The 17,401-nt window shown below is 59.7% G+C and carries 12 protein-coding genes and 4 pseudogenes; 8 read left to right on the forward strand and 8 right to left on the reverse strand.

What is annotated here, in order from left to right:
• Positions 1–26: 26 nt before the first annotated feature.
• Positions 27–265, reverse strand: a pseudogene (locus tag MFF62_RS19900) (hypothetical protein); the annotation flags it as partial.
• Positions 266–609: 344 nt separating this feature from the next.
• Between MFF62_RS19900 and MFF62_RS19905 the strand changes: the two are divergent.
• Genes MFF62_RS19905 through MFF62_RS19915 form a run of 3 tightly spaced genes read left to right on the forward strand, consistent with a single transcriptional unit; the run spans position 610 to position 3,362 of the window.
• Positions 610–2,580 carry an alkyl/aryl-sulfatase gene (locus MFF62_RS19905; protein WP_238264855.1) on the forward strand — a complete coding sequence of 657 codons (1,971 nt, stop codon included), beginning with the start codon at positions 610–612 and terminating at the stop codon, positions 2,578–2,580.
• Positions 2,577–3,170 carry a hypothetical protein gene (locus tag MFF62_RS19910; protein ID WP_238264856.1) on the forward strand — a complete coding sequence of 198 codons (594 nt, stop codon included), beginning with the start codon at positions 2,577–2,579 and terminating at the stop codon, positions 3,168–3,170. Before MFF62_RS19905 ends, MFF62_RS19910 begins: the two co-directional genes overlap by 4 nt.
• 36 nt (positions 3,171–3,206) lie before the next feature.
• Positions 3,207–3,362, forward strand: coding sequence for a hypothetical protein (locus tag MFF62_RS19915; protein ID WP_238264857.1), 156 nt, complete (start codon positions 3,207–3,209; stop codon positions 3,360–3,362).
• Between the two features lie 224 nt (positions 3,363–3,586).
• On the opposite strand, the gene MFF62_RS19920 is transcribed toward MFF62_RS19915, so the two are convergent.
• Both MFF62_RS19920 and MFF62_RS19925 read right to left on the reverse strand, forming a co-directional pair.
• Positions 3,587–4,363, reverse strand: a complete 777-nt coding sequence (locus MFF62_RS19920) for an aldolase (RefSeq protein WP_238264858.1) — start codon at positions 4,361–4,363, stop codon at positions 3,587–3,589.
• Positions 4,364–4,410: 47 nt separating this feature from the next.
• On the reverse strand, positions 4,411–5,364 hold the full coding sequence (locus MFF62_RS19925) for a Bug family tripartite tricarboxylate transporter substrate binding protein (protein ID WP_238264859.1): 954 nt from the start codon (positions 5,362–5,364) through the stop codon (positions 4,411–4,413).
• Between the two features lie 161 nt (positions 5,365–5,525).
• Between MFF62_RS19925 and MFF62_RS19930 the strand changes: the two genes are divergently transcribed.
• On the forward strand, positions 5,526–6,164 hold the full coding sequence (locus MFF62_RS19930) for a helix-turn-helix domain-containing protein (RefSeq protein ID WP_238264860.1): 639 nt from the start codon (positions 5,526–5,528) through the stop codon (positions 6,162–6,164).
• Positions 6,165–6,224: 60 nt separating this feature from the next.
• On the opposite strand, the gene MFF62_RS19935 is transcribed toward MFF62_RS19930, so the two are convergent.
• Both MFF62_RS19935 and MFF62_RS19940 read right to left on the reverse strand, forming a co-directional pair.
• Positions 6,225–6,806, reverse strand: coding sequence for a TonB-dependent receptor domain-containing protein (locus tag MFF62_RS19935; RefSeq protein ID WP_404990792.1), 582 nt, complete (start codon positions 6,804–6,806; stop codon positions 6,225–6,227).
• A 274-nt stretch (positions 6,807–7,080) separates the two neighbouring features.
• Positions 7,081–8,673 carry a sensor histidine kinase gene (locus MFF62_RS19940; RefSeq protein WP_238264861.1) on the reverse strand — a complete coding sequence of 531 codons (1,593 nt, stop codon included), beginning with the start codon at positions 8,671–8,673 and terminating at the stop codon, positions 7,081–7,083.
• 205 nt (positions 8,674–8,878) lie between these two features.
• Here MFF62_RS19940 and MFF62_RS19945 point away from each other — a divergent pair, with 205 nt between their 5' ends.
• A complete protein-coding gene (locus tag MFF62_RS19945) occupies positions 8,879–9,088 on the forward strand; it encodes a hypothetical protein (RefSeq protein ID WP_238264862.1) in 210 nt (69 codons plus the stop codon).
• Here the strand turns inward: MFF62_RS19945 and MFF62_RS19950 are convergent.
• Positions 9,083–10,051, reverse strand: a complete 969-nt coding sequence (locus MFF62_RS19950) for a DMT family transporter (RefSeq protein WP_238264863.1) — start codon at positions 10,049–10,051, stop codon at positions 9,083–9,085. The two genes, MFF62_RS19945 and MFF62_RS19950, sit on opposite strands and share 6 nt — an antisense overlap.
• A gap of 100 nt (positions 10,052–10,151) precedes the next feature.
• Here MFF62_RS19950 and MFF62_RS19955 point away from each other — a divergent pair, with 100 nt between their 5' ends.
• Entirely contained in the window at positions 10,152–11,075 is a 924-nt protein-coding gene (locus MFF62_RS19955; RefSeq protein WP_238264864.1) for a LysR family transcriptional regulator, read from the forward strand.
• A gap of 9 nt (positions 11,076–11,084) precedes the next feature.
• Here MFF62_RS19955 and MFF62_RS19960 read toward each other — a convergent pair.
• A pseudogene (locus MFF62_RS19960) lies at positions 11,085–11,215 on the reverse strand (IS30 family transposase); the annotation flags it as partial.
• A gap of 561 nt (positions 11,216–11,776) precedes the next feature.
• Here MFF62_RS19960 and MFF62_RS19965 point away from each other — a divergent pair.
• Together MFF62_RS19965 and MFF62_RS19970 are read left to right on the forward strand one after the other, a co-directional pair.
• Positions 11,777–12,859, forward strand: a pseudogene (locus MFF62_RS19965) (hypothetical protein).
• Positions 12,847–13,706 (forward strand): annotated as a pseudogene (locus MFF62_RS19970) (nucleotidyl transferase AbiEii/AbiGii toxin family protein). Before MFF62_RS19965 ends, MFF62_RS19970 begins: the two co-directional pseudogenes overlap by 13 nt.
• A gap of 104 nt (positions 13,707–13,810) precedes the next feature.
• Here MFF62_RS19970 and MFF62_RS19975 read toward each other — a convergent pair.
• Positions 13,811–16,726, reverse strand: coding sequence for an HD domain-containing phosphohydrolase (locus MFF62_RS19975; protein WP_238264865.1), 2,916 nt, complete (start codon positions 16,724–16,726; stop codon positions 13,811–13,813).
• Between the last annotated feature and the right edge of the window lie 675 nt (positions 16,727–17,401).

Raw genomic sequence — 17,401 nt, forward strand, 5'->3', positions numbered from 1 at the left:
CACAGCTAACTTATGCCGCCATCTTTTCAGTATGGTGGATTGACCACGACAAACTGCGAGCCCTGCGGCTGATACCAAGTGTTGCCACATTGCTGGTACACCATGCCGCCACAGTGGACCGACACGCACCCGGGCGGCACCGATCGCACCATCGACCCTATCACCGCCGAGGTCACAGCCACTGTCGCGGTGGCCGCTGAGGCCGTCGCGACGGGTGGTAGTCGTTGTCCCATCCGCCGTGGCAGCCGCCGCCACCTTCAACATGTCGCGCAAACTCTCCGGATCCGTGCAGCATCGGGCGGCTTGGCCCTCATACATGCTTGCAGCGGCGGGCCCTTGGCGGAAGTGAATATTTTCGGCTCTTGATCTAACTGAATTGGCGTTGGCATATAGGTCTTGCCCAACGCAAGGAGAGGACCCCGGCGTAGGTCGTCAGACCGGTAATTTTCACGTTGGCTGTGGTGGTCGACCGCCTGGATGCACTCCCTCACTCTTCCCGAGGTGCAATTCCATAAAACTCTTTAGACGAACAAGAAAAGATTCACTTCTGCCGTGTCAGATGTTGGGAGACCATCCGTTCACTTGGAGGGACTTCTTAGGGGGATAGCGATGAAGGCCGTACTCGTCTTGACTGGCGCGCTTGCCATGGGGTGGACATCATTGGGTTGGGCGCAAACTCAGCCGATAGGGGGCAAGCCAGCAACGGCGGCCACAAAGGCGGCAAACGCTGCCGTCCTGACCGAACTGCCTTTTAATGACAAGGCGGATTTCGAAGACGCGCAACGTGGTCTTGTTGCGAAGCCTGACAAGCTGACGATACGCAACGCCAAAGGCGACGTTGTCTGGGATCTCGAGGCATACAAACAATATATTAGTATCGACAAGCCGGCCCCCGACACAGTAAATCCGAGCCTGTGGCGAAACGCGCAACTAGTCATGCAGAACGGCCTGTTCAAGGTGTCGGATCGCATTTACCAGGTTCGGGGCTTCGACCTGTCCAACGTGACATTTGTGCAAGGTAACACAGGCTGGATTGTCCTCGACCCCCTTATCTCGGAAGAGACAGCGAAGGCAGCCTACGATTTCGTGACGCAGCATCTTGGCTCGAAGCCTGTCGTGGCTGTCGTGTATAGCCATTCACACATCGATCACTACGGTGGCGTGAGAGGCGTGGTGAACGAGGCCGATGTCAAATCGGGCAAGGTCAAGATCTTCGCGCCAGAGGGCTTCACCGAGCATGCGATTAGCGAAAACGTCATTGCCGGTAACGCCATGGGTCGTCGTGCCGTGTACATGTATGGTGCGCTCCTGCCTCGGAACGATCGTGGCGGGGTGAATGGCGGCCTGGGACAAACGGTCTCCACGGGTACGGCAGGGCTGATCGTTCCCACGGACATCATCGGCAAGACCGGCACCGAGGTCACCGTGGATGGCGTGAAAATGGTGTTCCAGATGACACCTGGCACCGAGGCACCAGCCGAGATGAATACGTACTTTCCGCAGTTCAAAGGCATGTGGATGGCCGAGAACACGACCAACACGATGCACAACATTCTGACACTGCGCGGAGCGCAGGTACGCGACGCACTGAAGTGGTCCAGCTACCTGAACGAAACCATCGATACATACGGCAAGGACGTCGATTTCAAGTTTCAGGCTCACCATTGGCCGATGTGGGGTAATGCCAAAATCATCGACTATTGGAAGAAGCAGCGCGATCTCTACAAGTACACCCACGACCAGTCGGTCAACTTGATGAACAAGGGCTACACGGGCGAAGAGATCTCGGAAATGATCAAGCTGCCGCCGGAGCTCGACAAGTTCTGGCCGAACCGAGGCTACTACGGCACGCTGCGCCACAATTCGAGAGCGGTGTATCAGCGGTACATGGGATGGTATGACGGTAATCCGTCGGACCTGAACAACCTGCCGCCCGAAATGGCAGCGAAGAAGTACGTCGAGTATATGGGCGGTGAAGCGGCCATCCTGAAACGTGCCAAGGCGGATTTCGACAAGGGCGATTATCGCTGGACCGCAGAGGCGCTCAAGCAGGTAGTGTTCGCCAATCCGAATAGCAAGGCGGGCAAAGACCTGCTTGCCGATTCCCTCGAGCAGCTCGGCTATCAGGCGGAAAGTGGTCCGTGGCGTTCCGTGTACCTGATGGGTGCATATGAACTGCGTAATGGCGTGCCCAAGGCCGGCGGCACCGATGTGGCAAGCCCGGACACCATCAAGGCGATGCCGCCCGAGATGCTGTTCGACTATCTTTCCGTGCGTCTGAATGGCCCGAAGGCTGCGGGCAAGAAGATCGCCCTGAACCTCGATTTCACCGACCTCAAGAAACAATATGGGCTGGCGGTCGAGAATGCGGTCCTGAACTACGGTAAGCCGTTGCCGCAGGCAGACGCCAAAATCACCTTGTCCAAGGCGACTCTCGATTCCATCCAGCTCAAGGAAACCACGATCGAAAATGCTATCGCAAAGGGCGACATGAAGGTGGAAGGCCGCCGCGAAGCACTTGGCGAGTTCCTCGGTCTGCTGGATTCCTTCCCGTTCTGGTTCAACATCGTGACGCCATGAAGACCAAATCGACTGTGCTAGCCGGTGTGCTCGTAGCGGGCGCGCTGGCCCTGGTCCCGGGCCAGGGAGCGGCATGTGGTTCCGACTTTGTTCTCGGTGACGAAGTTGGGGCCGCCCATCCGGCGTCGATCGGCGTCGCTTTTGCGATGAACGACGCGCTCTCCGGAGGTGCGCTGCCGCCTCCGGAGAATCTGACGGGTATGCAAGCCCGTTTGCGATCGGACGATGCGGCCCACATGCTGGGGCAGCGACTGACGTCGGTCAAATCAAAGCTGCCGCCTACCTCCCTGCTGCTTGTCGAAACACGGCTTTGGACACGATATGTCCCGGTCGGGCAACGCAAGGCTGATGTTCATGCCGACCACGATGCGGGCCCTGCCGAGGGGGACGTTGTAGTGGTCACGGGAGAGCAGGTACTCCGAGGCCTGCTGGAAGGACGGATCTCCTGGCAGCAGGCAGTGGATCATGGACTGGTCGTGGTGACGGGTGATCCGGCAAACCGGATGCGTGTGGCTTCGCTGCTTGCAGGTCGATTTGCGCAGCCACCCGGTGCTGCGCTTGCCAGCCACGAGCAACATGTTCGACGCTAGCCTGATCCCAGAGGCGAACCGCAACAAACGCTGGCAATGAGCGCGATTTCTCAAGGCACCGAATATCGCGGCATGGTGGAGGGGCTGGAATTTACCCTCATCCGCAACGACCTGCTGTTCTACAGCATTGTGCTGGCTACCGCTGGTCATCTGGGCATGGTCCACGGGGCGAATGCTGCCTGGTGGGCCTGACGAGCCCACGCTTGGCGACATTGGCATTCATGTGCGATGCCTGGTTCCCATCCCGCTGATGGTCGTGGGCGAAGCGCTTGCCCAGACGCTGGTGCCGCTGCGCCTGACTCCAGTTCGTACACACTGGTATTGTCAATCCAGACCTGGTGCCACGCTTCCGAGAGGTGATCCTGGGATGGGCAGCCACGCAATCGGTCCTCACTGTGGATTACCGTGTAGCGCGGTCAATTCGCACCGAGTTCACGACGGGCGCGACGCGAATAGTAGGCAAAGGTTGCCTCGAACCGTTTTTGGGTGCTCACCCAGCGCTGTGCCTCACGGCCCAGTTCCGGAGAAATCGGCTGAATCTCGCCGGCGGCCATTGCCAGTAGCTGAAGTCGGGCTGCCCGCTCGAACATGACGCCCAGAACACAGGCTTCCTCCACCGAAGCCCCGGCAACCAGCAGGCCGTGGTGCGAGAGCAGGATCGCCTTCTTGTGGCCGAGCGCTGTGGAGATGATCTCTCCCTCTTCATTGCCCACCGGAATGCCAGGCCACTTTTCGAGGAAAGCCGTCTGATCGTAGAGCACGCACGTGTCCATGTGCGAGATGGTCAGCGGCACTTCCAGCATCGCCAGCGCGGAGGCATGAGGCGCGTGGGAATGCACGATGCAGTTCAGGTCCGGGCGGGCGCGGTAGAGCCAGGAATGGAAGCGGTTGGCCGGGTTAGGCATGCCGCTGCCCGACAGGACTTCAAGGTCTTCGTTGACGAGCAGCAGATTGTCCGACGTGATTTCGTCGAAACCCAGGCCAAGGCGCTGGGTGTAGTACGTGCCGGGCGCTTCGGCACGTGCCGTGATTTGGCCCGAGAGCCCGGAGTCGTGCCCAAAAGCAAACAGGATTCGGCAGGTTTCCGCGACCGCTTCGCGCAGCGGCATCTTGTCAGCCCGGAGTTCGGTCTGCATCTTCTGGAGCGAGGCGGTAACAATCTCGCCCTTGCTCAGTTGCATCGTGTCAGCCATGGTGTGTCCTTTAGGGATGTGCGGGAGAGTGTTGGGAATGCGTGTGTTTATTTGGCTCGATCGCCTGCGCCGAGCAGCGCGGACCATCGTTGATCTTCTTGCTCGATCAGGGTGCGGAATTGTTCAGGTGTCGAGCCGAGTGGCTCTGTGCCTTGCGCCACCAACGTTGCCTTGAACTTCGGATTCGCGATTGTCGTGGCGACAGCGGCGTTGAGCTTTTTCACAATGGCCAGATCGAGCCCTGCTGGACCGATGAGGCCAGCGACCGAGCCTGACACCACGGTCGGGAAACCCAATTCGGCCGTCGACGGCACCTGGGGCGCGGTGGATAGTCGCCGCGGGTTTGCCACGGCCAGGGCGCGAAGTTTGCCTGAGGTCACGAACGGCATGACCTGAGGCGTCGCCTCGAAGGTCATGTTTACCTGTCCCGCGACCACATTGGTGACCGACTCCGCGCCGCTCTTGAATGGCACGTGAAGGAACTCGACCTTTGCCACGTCCTGCAGCACACGCATCCCCTGATAGGGCGAGCTGCCGACGCCAGCGGTGCCGACGCTGACGGCGTCCGGCTTGCGTTGGGCCAGCTTGATCATGTCGGGGAGAGTCTTTGCAGGAACGTCCGAATTCACCACCACCAGATGCGGTGTCGAGCCCACCAGCGAGATGTAGGTGAAGTCTTTTGCGCTGTCAAAGTTAACCTTGACATCGGTATGCGGGTTGACGGCCAGTATGCCGACCGTCGTAAACATCAGCGTGTACCCGTCCGGCCGGGCGCGCCGCACAAAGTCCGCCGCGATGTTGCCGCCCGCACCGGGACGGTTCTCCACGACGATCGATTGACCGAGTTGCTCGGCAAGCGCCTTGCCCGTGGCGCGGGCCACGAGGTCTGTGATGCCGCCCGCGCCAAACGGGACGACCAGCGTGATGGGTTTGTCTGGATACTCTGCCGCGTGAGCGACAAGGGGAAGGCTCGACAACAGTGCAGCAGATAGCGCGACCACGGGCAGGTCACGACAACGGGGGCGGCAGGGACTCACTTGCATTCTCCTAGGGGGCGCTTTTTTAAAGCAGGGATGGAAACAAGTGTGTCTATAATGACACCAAAGTGTCATGTGTGCAACTAAGTTGTCGGGGGCGCGTGGGGGCCGTACAATCGCGGGCCATGGAAGCGCCTGTGCAGGCGCATGAAAACTGCGGTTCTGGGATGACGAAAAAGCAAGAAGTGAGCGCGGAGCCTGCGGCAACCGGCATCGCCGAGCGCCTGGCAGAACTGAGGAAGTTGAACGGCCTGACGCTCGAGGATTTGGCGCAGCGCGCGTCGCTGACTAAGAGCTATCTATCCAAGCTCGAACGCGGGCTGTCGTCGCCGACGATCGGCACCGTGCTTAAGCTCGCTGAAGCGCTGTCGGTAACGGTCGATCAACTGATCTCCAAGGCATCGCGTGCCAAGGAGATCCTGCTCGTGAAAGCGGGCGACCGGATTCCGTTCAGTCCATCGGCTGAGCGGCAGGGATACACCTATGAGGCGATAGCGACAGAACGGCCGGACAAGGCCATGCAGCCGTTCATCATGCTGCCGCCATTCACACTGGCCGAAGACCAGCCGATGGCCAGCCACGCCGGCGAAGAGTTGATCTTCGTGGTATCCGGGCAAATGGAAGTGCTATTTGACGATCGCACCGTGCGGATGAGCGCCGGCGACTCGCTCTACTTCAATGCGTCCATCCCGCACAGATCGCGTTCGGTAGGAAAAGTCCAGGCGCAAGCGCTCGTCGTGGTCAGCGATCGCAAGAAGATCTGATTCCGTTGGTGTTGGAGCGCAGCGGGAGAACGAGGGCGGGAGATGCCTCCCGCCTAGTTGCTACCAGCGATGCTTGTACTGGCCGTCAGGGTAATGCCGGCGGCTGGCAGATGGCTCGTGTTGTCGCTGTTGCGCAGTAGCCGGCTGTAGAGCGGGTAGTAGTAGCGATTCAGAAGGTTCTGGATACCCACCGTGACGGGGTCCTTCTTCGTGACCTGGTAGCCGCTGATTAGGTCCAACGTCGTGTAGCTTGCGGCATCCCGCCGGCCGAAGCTGACCGAACTCGGGCAAATTGACGCCCTGGCTGAATGAGGCGTAGAACTCGTGGTTCTTGACCGGCTTGTAGGCGACGCCGATATTGCCAAGTACGGCACTGTAATCCACCGACCCGTCCTTGACCGTTGCGGGATTTGCCAGGCGGGACTGGGATAGCGGCACGAAGTCGTCAAAGCTCGCCCGTGCGTACTGGTAGCGAAGCCTGCCTTCGGTGGACCATTGCTCATTGAACTTGTGTTGAAGTTGTGCGAAGCCACCGAGGCTCCGCGTCGTGATTGGCGGCATATAAGTCAAGGTGCCGATTTTGTTGAAGACGCGGCCGCCACTGGCGTCGTACGCGGCAGCGTTGAAGATGTCGATGGGCATGTCGCTTCGTTCTTGCTCGAAGTCCATCCCCCAAATGACACGTGTGGTCTTGGCTGCCCCAATTGGCGTCTTGATGGTCAGTCGGCTACCAAGAACCTCAGAATTCTGGTGGCTTGGTCGACGTTACCGCCGCGCGGGCGGCAGAGGTCAAATGTTTGAGTAGGGATCACTATGCCTCCCGGGATGCGGACGCAGATGTCCTCGCTTCGTACACTTCTCGGCCTGGCTGCCCGTCCGCGCAGCAGTCAAATTCGACAGTGAGCCCCAGAAGCGTTCAAGAACGAAGAGCTTCGGCTGCTCCAACGGGTAGGGCAAATCGAAAAACGGTGTGTCCGTTGTCGGCGCGATTAACCCAAAGTCGTCCTTGATGGGCGTCGACAATCAGTTTGCAGATGCTCAAGCCCATGCCGAGCCCTTCTTCCTTTGTTGTGAAGAAGGGGTCGAAGATGCGGTCTATGGTCTGAAGGTCTGGTCCCATGCCTGCATCATGGACAGAGACCTGGACCCAATTGCCTTCGGAGGTCGAGCGAATGGTCATCGACCGCGCCTCCGAAGGCAAATCCGACATTGCCTCGATTCCGTTTACAAACAGGTTACCGAGCAATTGCTGAAGCTGGACGGCATCACCATCAAGAGACGGTAGGTTGGGCGCCAGCTCCAATGTGATTTGTACTTTCGATCGCGCGGCATCGTGCCGGAACAGTCGTACCGTTGTTTCGATCAGCTCATTCAGGTTGATGGGCGCTGTCTTGCCGGGATGCTTTTTCAGGAGAGACCGAATTCCTAAAATGACGGCACCAGCTCGATGGCCATCCAGAACCATGCGTTCCACAGATTCCAGGGCTTCGTCAACCCGAGGGCTCGGCCGGTTAAGCCAACGCATGGCAGCCGACCCATTTGCGACGATGGCGGTAAGCGGTTGATTGATCTCGTGAGCGATGGAACCGGTGAGGGCGCTGAGGGCGGAAATCTTGGCGACGTGTGCGAGCTCAGCCTTCGTTTTGGCGAGCGCTTCTTCGGTCTGCTTTCGGTGGGTGAGATCGAGGACAAACGTGACCCGCCGGTGGGCGCCTTCGCCAAGACGAGTTGCAGTGACCAAGGCGGGGGCTCTACTACCGTCTCGGCGGAAGAATTCGCGCTCGAACGGCGGGAGAATGCCACCGGATCGGAACAGGGCTTCCCGGCGGTCGATTGCCGGCTTCCAGTCATCGGGCGTTAGCGCGTCCAGGGACATCGGGAATGAACTTTCATGGCCGACATAGTCGAGAAAGCGAAGAAAAGCCTCATTTGCCTCGATGATCTTGCCGCCGCGCTCCCAAATCAGAATACCCAGAATGTTCGTGTTGAGGATCTCGCGAACCTGGAAAGGGATGTCCGTTGTTGTATGACGACGAGCATTCTGCAGCGCGGACGCACTGAGCGTGCAGAGGAAGCGCAACTCTGAGCGCTCGGCCGTTTCGAAGCGCTTGCCTCGCCTGACGAACATCACTCCAACGGTCTCGCCGCCAGCGCGCATCCGCGCGCAGAGCAAATGCTCTATCGTGTAGCCGGAGTTATGGGTGGCGTCGCTTTCAGCCTCAAACGCCAAAACGTCCGGGCCTTCTTCGTTTTGGAGAAGTTCCAGTGCTTCTGCGAGTGGAACACAAGGCGACTGGATGGAGAATCTCTCGTAGCCTTCTGCCGAAATGCTGTGTGCTTCCGGCAGAAAATCGTCTTGGCCCGGGGCGCAGACCAGTATGCCTGCGAGCTTCGCACGGAATCGGTTGAGCGCCAGAGACGGCGCACACTGGGAAATCCTCTCGGCTTCTGGCCCGGCAGCTAGCGCTTCTGTCCAAGCGATGGCTGTTTGCAGGTCTATATTGTCCATACTCGGGCTGGCCAAGGTCGAATCTTGAAGAGGCGCTGGCCAGAAGCAAATCGCCGACGCAAAAGCTGTCCTTTTGCCAGAACTCGTGGGCTCGCGTCTATCCGACCTAGGTGTTAATTCGGAGTGCATCGTTCGCGTCGCGACCACCGCCATAGTCGGTCAGGACAGGCTTTAACACCAAAGTCCAACCGGTCACGCGTCGTCCATGACCGAATTCGGGAAATCGAGGGCGCCCGAGGATTTCATCCGCGCGCTGGAGCCACGTGTGGTGGCGCGCGCGACCGACGTCAACGTGAGCAAGGTCTACGTGGCAGTGGGCCTCGGCGTGGCCATCGTCCGACGTTTGGCCGTGGATCCCGCGCGCGATACCGACCTCGCGATCATCGACGCGGGCGACGTGTTTCCGCCGTTATAGGCGCACTTCAGCCTGCGCGGAGACCATTTCATTCGGGGCCACGTGCGGGATTTCATCGAGACGGTCGGGCCGGGCGAGAGCGCGCTGCTGGAACCCGGGTGCCGTGGCGAGCAATGATGCCAATACCATCAGGCCGCCACCGAGCCATGCCCACACCGATAGCTGCTCGCCGAGCCACGCGTACGCGAACAGCGCACCGAAGGCGGGCTCGCCGCCCATCAGCAACGCTACGCGCGTCGGGCTGCTGCGCTTGACCGCAAAGTTCTGCGCGAAGAAGGCAAACAGGGTGCAGGCCAGCACGAGGTAGCCGATGCTAGCCCAGAATGCGCCATGCCCGGCGAGCGCGGGCAGCGGCTGCCACTGGGCGGGCATGAACACCACCGCGATGACGATGCTGCCGAGGGCCACCATGCCAGACTGGATCGCCGTGGCGGTGAGCGGTGCCAGCGTGGCATCGCGCATCACACGTTTGGTCACGCACATCATCAACGCGCGGAGCAGGGCGGCCAGCAGCATCAGCGCATCGCCCAGGGTGGGCGTCGACACGCCACCGCTGACCAGCGCGGCACCGGCCAGCGACAGCGCCACGGCCAGCCATTCTATGGGCAGGGGCCGCCGGCGAAGCAGCACCCATTCCACCAACGGCGTCAGCGCGACGCACAGGCTGATGAGGAACGCGGCATTCGAGGCGTGCGTCATCGATACCCCGAACGTTTCGGCCATCAAGATGCCGAGCAGCAGCACGCTGGAGCCCAGCGCGCCCGCCAGCGTGGACGCCTTGACCCCGCGCAAAGCGAACAACGACGGCGACAGCACAAGAAACGTGATGCCGAATCGCAGCGCGAGCAGGCCGAGCACCGGGTAGAACGCGAGCGCGATCTTGGCGACGCCGTAACTCGTCCCCCATACGACGGCCACGGCCAGCAGCATCAGGTCGGAAATCCACAGTAGACGGTTGGACATGGCAGGAGCGTATTGGCGTTGAACACGCTAGATTGTCGGGTATTGCGCGGAAAACTATAATCGGGTCCATCTGCACAGCTTTTATGTCGTGAATGCACAGATGAACCAGACCGAGCTGTTCGCCTTGTTGCCAGACATGGCCACGTTCTCCCGCGTCGTGGACGCCGGAAATTTCTCCGCGGCCGCGCGCCAGCTCGGCAGCACGCCATCGACGATCAGCCGGCAGATCAAGCGGCTGGAAGAAGCACTGGGCACGCGCCTGCTGGAACGTTCGACCCGCAGCGTGCGGCTGACCGATGCGGGCGCGCAGGTCTATCGACATTGCCGCGACATGGTGGGCGCGGCGTCCGGCGCAGTGGATGTCGCCGGCCAATTGATGAGCGCGCCGCAGGGAAGAGTGAGCATCAGCGCGCCGATCGGCTATGCGCAGGCGGTCATCCACCCGCTGATCGCCGGATTCCTGCGCGAATGGCCGGAAATCGACGTGCAACTGATCTTTACCGACCGCGAGGTCGATCCGTTACGCGACGACGTCGATATCGTAATCCGCCTGACCCGTTCACCACCGTTAGGTCTGGCGGCGCGGTCGCTGGGCAACGCGCGCTGGCTGCTATGCGCCTCACCGGCCTATCTGGCCGCCCGCGGCACACCCGCCACGCCGCACGACCTGACCCGCCACGAGTGCCTGTACCTCGGTGAAACCGTCGACGACAACCGCTGGACCTTCCACCGCAGCAGCGCGAGCCAGACGGTGCAAGTCCGAGGCCGTTACCTCGCCAATGACGTGGGCGCCCGCCTGGACGCCGCCGCACAGTCGATCGGAATCGCCGCCTTGCCCGAATTCGCTGTCGCGGATGGCTTGCAGCACGGCCAACTGGTTCAGGTGCTGGCAGACTGGGAATTCGAAGCACGGGCGTACATGGGGCCGGTCTGGCTGCTGTATCCGCCCAATCGCTTCCTGCCATCGCGGGTGCGCGTCATGATCGATCATTTGATTGAGTCTCTTACGGACCCCATACTTTAAAGGGCGGTTTCAAGTCTGAGATGCAACACCAGTTCGTAAATTTTTGATCTCTTCGGCATGGCTTCGGCGGGAGTCGCGAAGTTGAGAACCGCCCAAGGCCGATAGTTCAGCGGCTTTGCGACTCTGTTCAAGTATCCCTGCCATGCAGGCAACCCGGCGGCCAGGACGGTCGAGCCCCGGCAAATCATCCGAGTGCCCGCCAACTCCCATGCTCTTCTGATTCACGGCGAGCCGGCGTGAGAAGACCCAGTCCGGGGCGGCAGCAAGCGCCAGGAGTTCCTCCGCGATCCTGCAACGACGTCGTTTAGGTCTGAGCCATCTACGTATGCATACAGGGTATGTCGTTGCATGGCGATTTATTTGATTACGCGATCTCGGGATTGTGTGCCATCAAGGCAAGCATGTCGCCCGACGGTTCCTGGCCGGACTCAACCGGGTGGCCGCAGCGCTTCCGCGCCCGGCTCTGTCCGACCTTTATGTGTAGTCCGCCCGTTTGTTTGCCCATGTCACGCACCCCGACAACCGTGCCTTCCTGCGCCGCGCCTTCGACACGATCGACCACCAATGGCGACACCCGAATAAGTTACTAATAAGCCTCTTTTAGATTTATTTCACTTAATTTGATCGTTTCAGCGAATGCTGAAACACGCATTTCCAATGAAATACGGGCAGGATTTCATCCAATGTGGCACTTTCAACGAATGCTGAAAGACCCCGCTCCCATGAAAGAGGCAGAGAGCCGTGCTGTGGACGCACTGCGGAACTTGCTTTCGAAGGTCCCCATTGTGCAGGTAGAGGCTATCGAGCTCGAAGCGACGCAGGCCACCCGGCGCCCCGATTTGATTGCGCGACTGCTAGTCGACGGCCGCCAGCACCTGCTCGTTTGCGAGTACAAATCGAGCGGACAGCCTCGGCACGCGCGTCAGGCGCTGCTTCAACTGCGCGACTATCTCTCGCACTGAGCCCCCTTGGCGACGCCAGTTTTCATCGCGCCCTACATTTCGCCTGCCGTTCGGCAAATGTGCGAAGAGATGGAGGTGGGTTACCTCGACCTGGTTGGCAACGCTCGGATTAGCTTCGGCGGTGTCTTCATTGATCGCACGGTGTCAGATAAGCCAGCGGCCGAACAACGCGAACTGAAGTCCTTGTTCAAGCACAAGTCGGCGCAGGTGCTACGCACCATGTTGCGCGACGTCGGCCATGCATGGCGAGTTACCGAATTGTCCGATCTCTCCGGAGTAAGCGTCGGGCACGTTAGCAATGTGCGCACTGCGTTGATTGATCGGGAGTGGGCGCGTGCTACGGAAGAGGGTCTTGTTATCTCCGACCCCGACGCGATGCTCGATGCATGGCGGGATAGCTACGCCGCGCCGTCAGGAGAGAGGCTACGCTTTTATACGACGTTGCATGGCAGCGCGCTCGAAGGAGCGGCCCGTGAAGCGTTGGGCTCCGCGAGGGACGCCGGACGCGCCGCGTTCGCGTCCTTTTCTGCAGCGCAATGGCTTGCTCCGTACGCCCGAACCGGGATGCACTACTTCTTCGCCGACTATGCAGGACTGCGCAAGCTGCAAGCCGCGCTGAAACTCGAGCCTGCCACGAAGGGTGAGAACGTGGTCGTTACGATGCCGAAAGACATGGGATTGCTTGCCGACGTAGTGGAACCCGAGCTGGGCGCGATTTGTACTAGCCCAATCCAGACCTACCTAGACATCTCAATTGCGGGTGAACGAGGTGCCGAGGCGGCCGAGCACCTGCGGCAAGAAATACTCTCATGGCACAAATGACACCGCAGGAACCCCAATCGGCTGCTGAATACGAAGACCGTACGACCGCAGCCGTCAAGTCCGTGCTGATCGAGATCGGGCAGATCCTCGGCGGCTTCAAGGGTAAGTTCGCAGTCATAGGTGGCGCCTGCTGCTGGCCAATGAGGAAATGCCTCATGTGGGTACGCTCGACGTGGACCTCAGCCTGGATGCTGAGGCCCTTGGCGACGGCGAGTATGCGACCTTGATTGGAGCACTCAAAGGCCATGGATACGCTCAGCGCGAGGGTCTTCGCCGCTTCCAGTTGGTTCGCCAAGTTCCTGCTCAGGATGGTGGAGACGCAATCGATGTTGTGGTCGATTTTCTGATGCCACGGGACGCGGAAATCGTCAAGAACGATCCCCCACTAGTTAGCGACTTTGCGGTGCAGCGGGCCGATGGCGCCGACTTGGCGATGCGGTTCAACGAATTCGTTGCGGTCACAGGGACTATGCCAAATGGTGGAACTAACCGAGTGGAGATCGCGGTGTGTTCCATCCCTGCTCTGCTTGCAATGAAAGGCCATGCTTTGGCAGGCCGATATAAGCAGAAAGACGCTTACGATATCTATTATTGCGTGCGCCACTATCCCGGCGGGATTGAGGCACTGGCACAGCAATGTCGTACGTTGTTGGGGCATGCCAGCGGCGAGCGGGGTTTCCTGTACATCGCCGAAAAGTTCGACACCTTCGATGGCTATGGCCCAACCTGTGTGAGGCGATTCGTCGAAAACACTCATACACTTGGTGACCGCAGCCCCGAGCAGTGGCAGCAGGACGCATTCGGCCAGATCGACGCGCTGCTGCGCGCGATGGCGCTGCGGGGCTAGGAGCCCGATTCGTGAGTCAAGCACCCAGCGCAGCTGCCGGAATTCGACGGATAGCCAGGATAGCGCTTAGATCGTTGCGCCAGCCGTCTTTGCTTAAGAGGGCGTTAATTCGTCCGCTCAAGATACTGACCGACATCTACTGCATCGCGCTGCTCCTCACGCATGAACCTCTGTGCGTAGCGTTGATACACACCCGAGCGCAGGAACAATTCGAACAATTCGGCATCGATGTGCTGTTGCTTCGCAGCGCGCGCCATAATGTCAATAGACTCTGACAAGGTCTTCGCCTTCTTGTAGGGGCGATCCGCGGCTGTAAGCGCCTCGAAAATGTCAGCAATCGCCATCATTCTTGACAGCGGACTCATCTCCTCCCGGCGCAATTGCCGGGGGTATCCGGTGCCGTCCATCTTCTCGTGATGGTTGCCTGCGATCTCAGGCACCTGGCGAAGGTGTTTGGGAAACGGCAATCGGGACAGCATGACTTGCGTCTGCACGATGTGGTCTTCGATCTTGTAACGCTCCTCCTCGCATAGCGTGCCACGGGCGACCATGAGATTGTGCAACTCCCCACGCTGGTACAGACATACCGGGGCGTTTCTCCGGAATCCCCAAGGGTTGTCCGAAGGAATACGGTCAGCCGCGGATCGTGGAATCAAATGTTCCGGCTTGTCCGACAGCAGTGGCTCACGTACCGGCAATGCGGGAGCTGCATCGTGCCGCTTGCGGCCGAGTTCCTGCTGTGACACCCCGAGACAATCATCAAGCGTGCGTGTCCATGTGCGTGTCGCCACCTTCTTCAAACGCACCCTACGCGCTTCGTCCATCGATTCGCCGCCTTGGTTACATTCCGCCACGAAAGCAAAATCTTCATCCAGTTCGGATAGCGTTTGCTGCAGTTGCGTCTCTGCCGTCCTCGAGTCGTCGCCGGCAAGGATGCCACGCAGACAGTCGATCTCCGCTTCGCGTTTGAGCACCTCAAAACGCATGCGAACTTCATGAATCCTGTCATAGAGCGTCTCGAGCTTGGTCGCCTTGTCGATAATGAACTCGGGCGTGGTGACCTTGCCGCAATCATGCAGCCACGCCGCGACATGTAGGGCTTCCCATTCACCCTCTGTCATAGAGAACGACCGATATGGTCCGTCCTTGGCCTCGCATGCGGCTTCCGCCAGCATCTTGACGAGTTCGGGAACGCGGGCGCAATGACCTCCTGTATGCGGACTCTTGGCGTCGATCGCGTCAGCCAGTAGGCGGATGAACGCGTCAAACAACTCTCGCTGGGCGCGCGTCAACTCTCGCACTTCGATTGCGCCGGCAAAAAGGCTCGACAGGGTGGTCAAGAATGCCAGCTGGGATGCCTCCATCGGCGTCTCGCGCAGGATAAGAATCAGGCCTTGCAACTCCCGCTGGCGGTTAACAAGCGGAATCGCGACAGCGTGGCTTTCTCCTTCGTTCAACATCGCCAGCGGTGCAATGGCTTCGCAGTCGCCCTTGCGGAGATACCCGCATTGCGGCTGGCCGTGCCGCAGGGCGTCGCGCAGAAGTGGAGGCACCTGATCCCACTTTAGCTTCACTGGGTCGGACGGCACCGCTTCGCCCGATCGATTTTGCGCTGCCGCGACGACGAGATTCCTGTCATCGACCCGATAGAACACGCCTGCGGCGCCTCCGGCCTCGTTCAATGTCTTCTTCAGCAACACCGGTAGCAACTGCTCCAGACGCCCTTCCGCCGAGATAGCCTGAACGATCACCAGAAACCGGCGGATCGTCTGGCGCATTTGCTCCGTAGCCCGCACCAACGTGTTTATTTCTCTGATATGCGTGTGTACAGAAAGCGGATGGTCAAAATCGAACTTTCGGACAGCCGATAAATCATCGGCCAGCAAGCCTAGCGGCTTGGCAATGTGACGCGTCGCGATCCAGAGTACGGGCATCGAAAGAAGTACGATAGCGATGGTAATCGCCATGCCGATCACCGCCTGCCGTCTCGCGCTAGCCAGCAGTTCGTCTTCTGGTACTGCCGATAGCAGATAGAACGGCTTGCCGGCTCCAGCCAGGATCGTGCTTGTCGTGGCGTACCACTGCCGCCCGCCAGCCGACAGCATGGCGTGCCCCAGTGTGGGCGGGCCGCTTGAGCGCGGCGCCATCGCGGTGAGGACCGGGATACCGTAATCCGCCGGAGCCGCGAGGAGGCTGTCTCGCTGCGCGTCCGGCGCGATGGATGCTTCGGGCAGCTTCCGATCGATGCCGATCACCCGGCCATCGCTGTCGAGCAACGCTAGGACTGTGTTCGCCGTGGCTTTCTTTTTGGCAAGTAATTTGCCGAGCGCCTCGAAGTCGAAGTCCCCACCCACAACCGCCTGCCCGTCGGGCGTGCGGAACGCAATTGATTCGCCCGCCTCATGGTTGGCAAAGAATATATAAGGCTCCGTGCGCACCGGCGCATCGGCGGCAATGGCGTCTTGATACCACGTGCGCAATCGCGGATCGTAGCGCAGGGCATAATCGGTATCGTCCGCCGTCCAGATATTGACTAACTCGCTATCAAAGAAATCAATGCGTCCGTTCGGTGACCCGCCATTTCGATTGACGCTGCGTACTAGGTATGCCGCCGTGGAGGGAGCGTTGAAAAAGGTACGGTCCGTGGCGCTACGCAGCGGTCGAACGTAGAAAAATGCCCCGTCTGCATAGCCGATGAACAGGGCCTGCAAGATTGGCGCGCTTTCCAACGCTTCGCGGGCAAGGGCAAGACGCGCCATGCGTTCGTCGTGGTTACGCGCACTAGCGAGAGAACTGTGGCGAACCAGCCTGACCGCCGCTTCGGCGGGCGCCAACAGTTCATGAACTTCATCGAGCATGTCCGAACCAATCCGCCGCGTCGCATCAGAAGTCGCAGTTTCGAGCGCCGCCTTTGTCATCCAGTAGTTGACGCCGCAGGCAAGCACGCCGACCACCACGACGATCGACCCGAACAGCATCCACAGATAGACAGGCAGTGAGATGCCCTTGTTTGATCGCATACGATCCTTTCCGACGACTAACGAGCCGGTGTGAATCTGCGCAGTATGAAGACTTTGGGAACCATTCCTACGTTATCCACCGAACCGTCCGAAGCATTGTATGAAGAGACGGATGGTGCTCACTCTGAAACACGAAGGCATCGCGTTTAAACCACTGTATGGAGCGTTGGATGACTCCATTCTGCCCACGGCATGGCCTTCCCCGAGTACGTAGGGGTTCGGAACAATTTATACCGAATCGTTCCTGCGTGCGCTACCGAGTTCTCGCCTCAAGCTTCAGTCATATTGCAGTGCGCATAATCACATCCTGCCCCAATGGGGTCGGTGCTATTTTTCGCATTGGTCAATTGGCCGAAGGTCCAATGCGAACGGGAGATGAGTCTTCTATATCGCTGCAGACGGCTTGCTCGGCAAGTCAGCTCCCGATCCAAAATGACACGGCGCCCAGCGATAGGGTTTTCAGATACGCTCACGGAAATTGACGGCGGCGTCGCGCACAGTGAGTACTCAGATATAGCTTCGGTTTGCTCCGGCGTGGCCTTACGCGCGGTACGCAGGTACACATCCGAAGAGCAACCACATTTCTTCGCTCGCGAAAAAGAACGAGCAGGCTGCGTTCGGTTGTAACGGTGGTCCACCTGCGTTGCGCTATCTCACCCGGGCTTCCTACGCCGG

It is taken from the genome of Cupriavidus pauculus, assembly GCF_022179805.1.
Classification (GTDB): Bacteria; Pseudomonadota; Gammaproteobacteria; order Burkholderiales; family Burkholderiaceae; genus Cupriavidus; species Cupriavidus pauculus_E.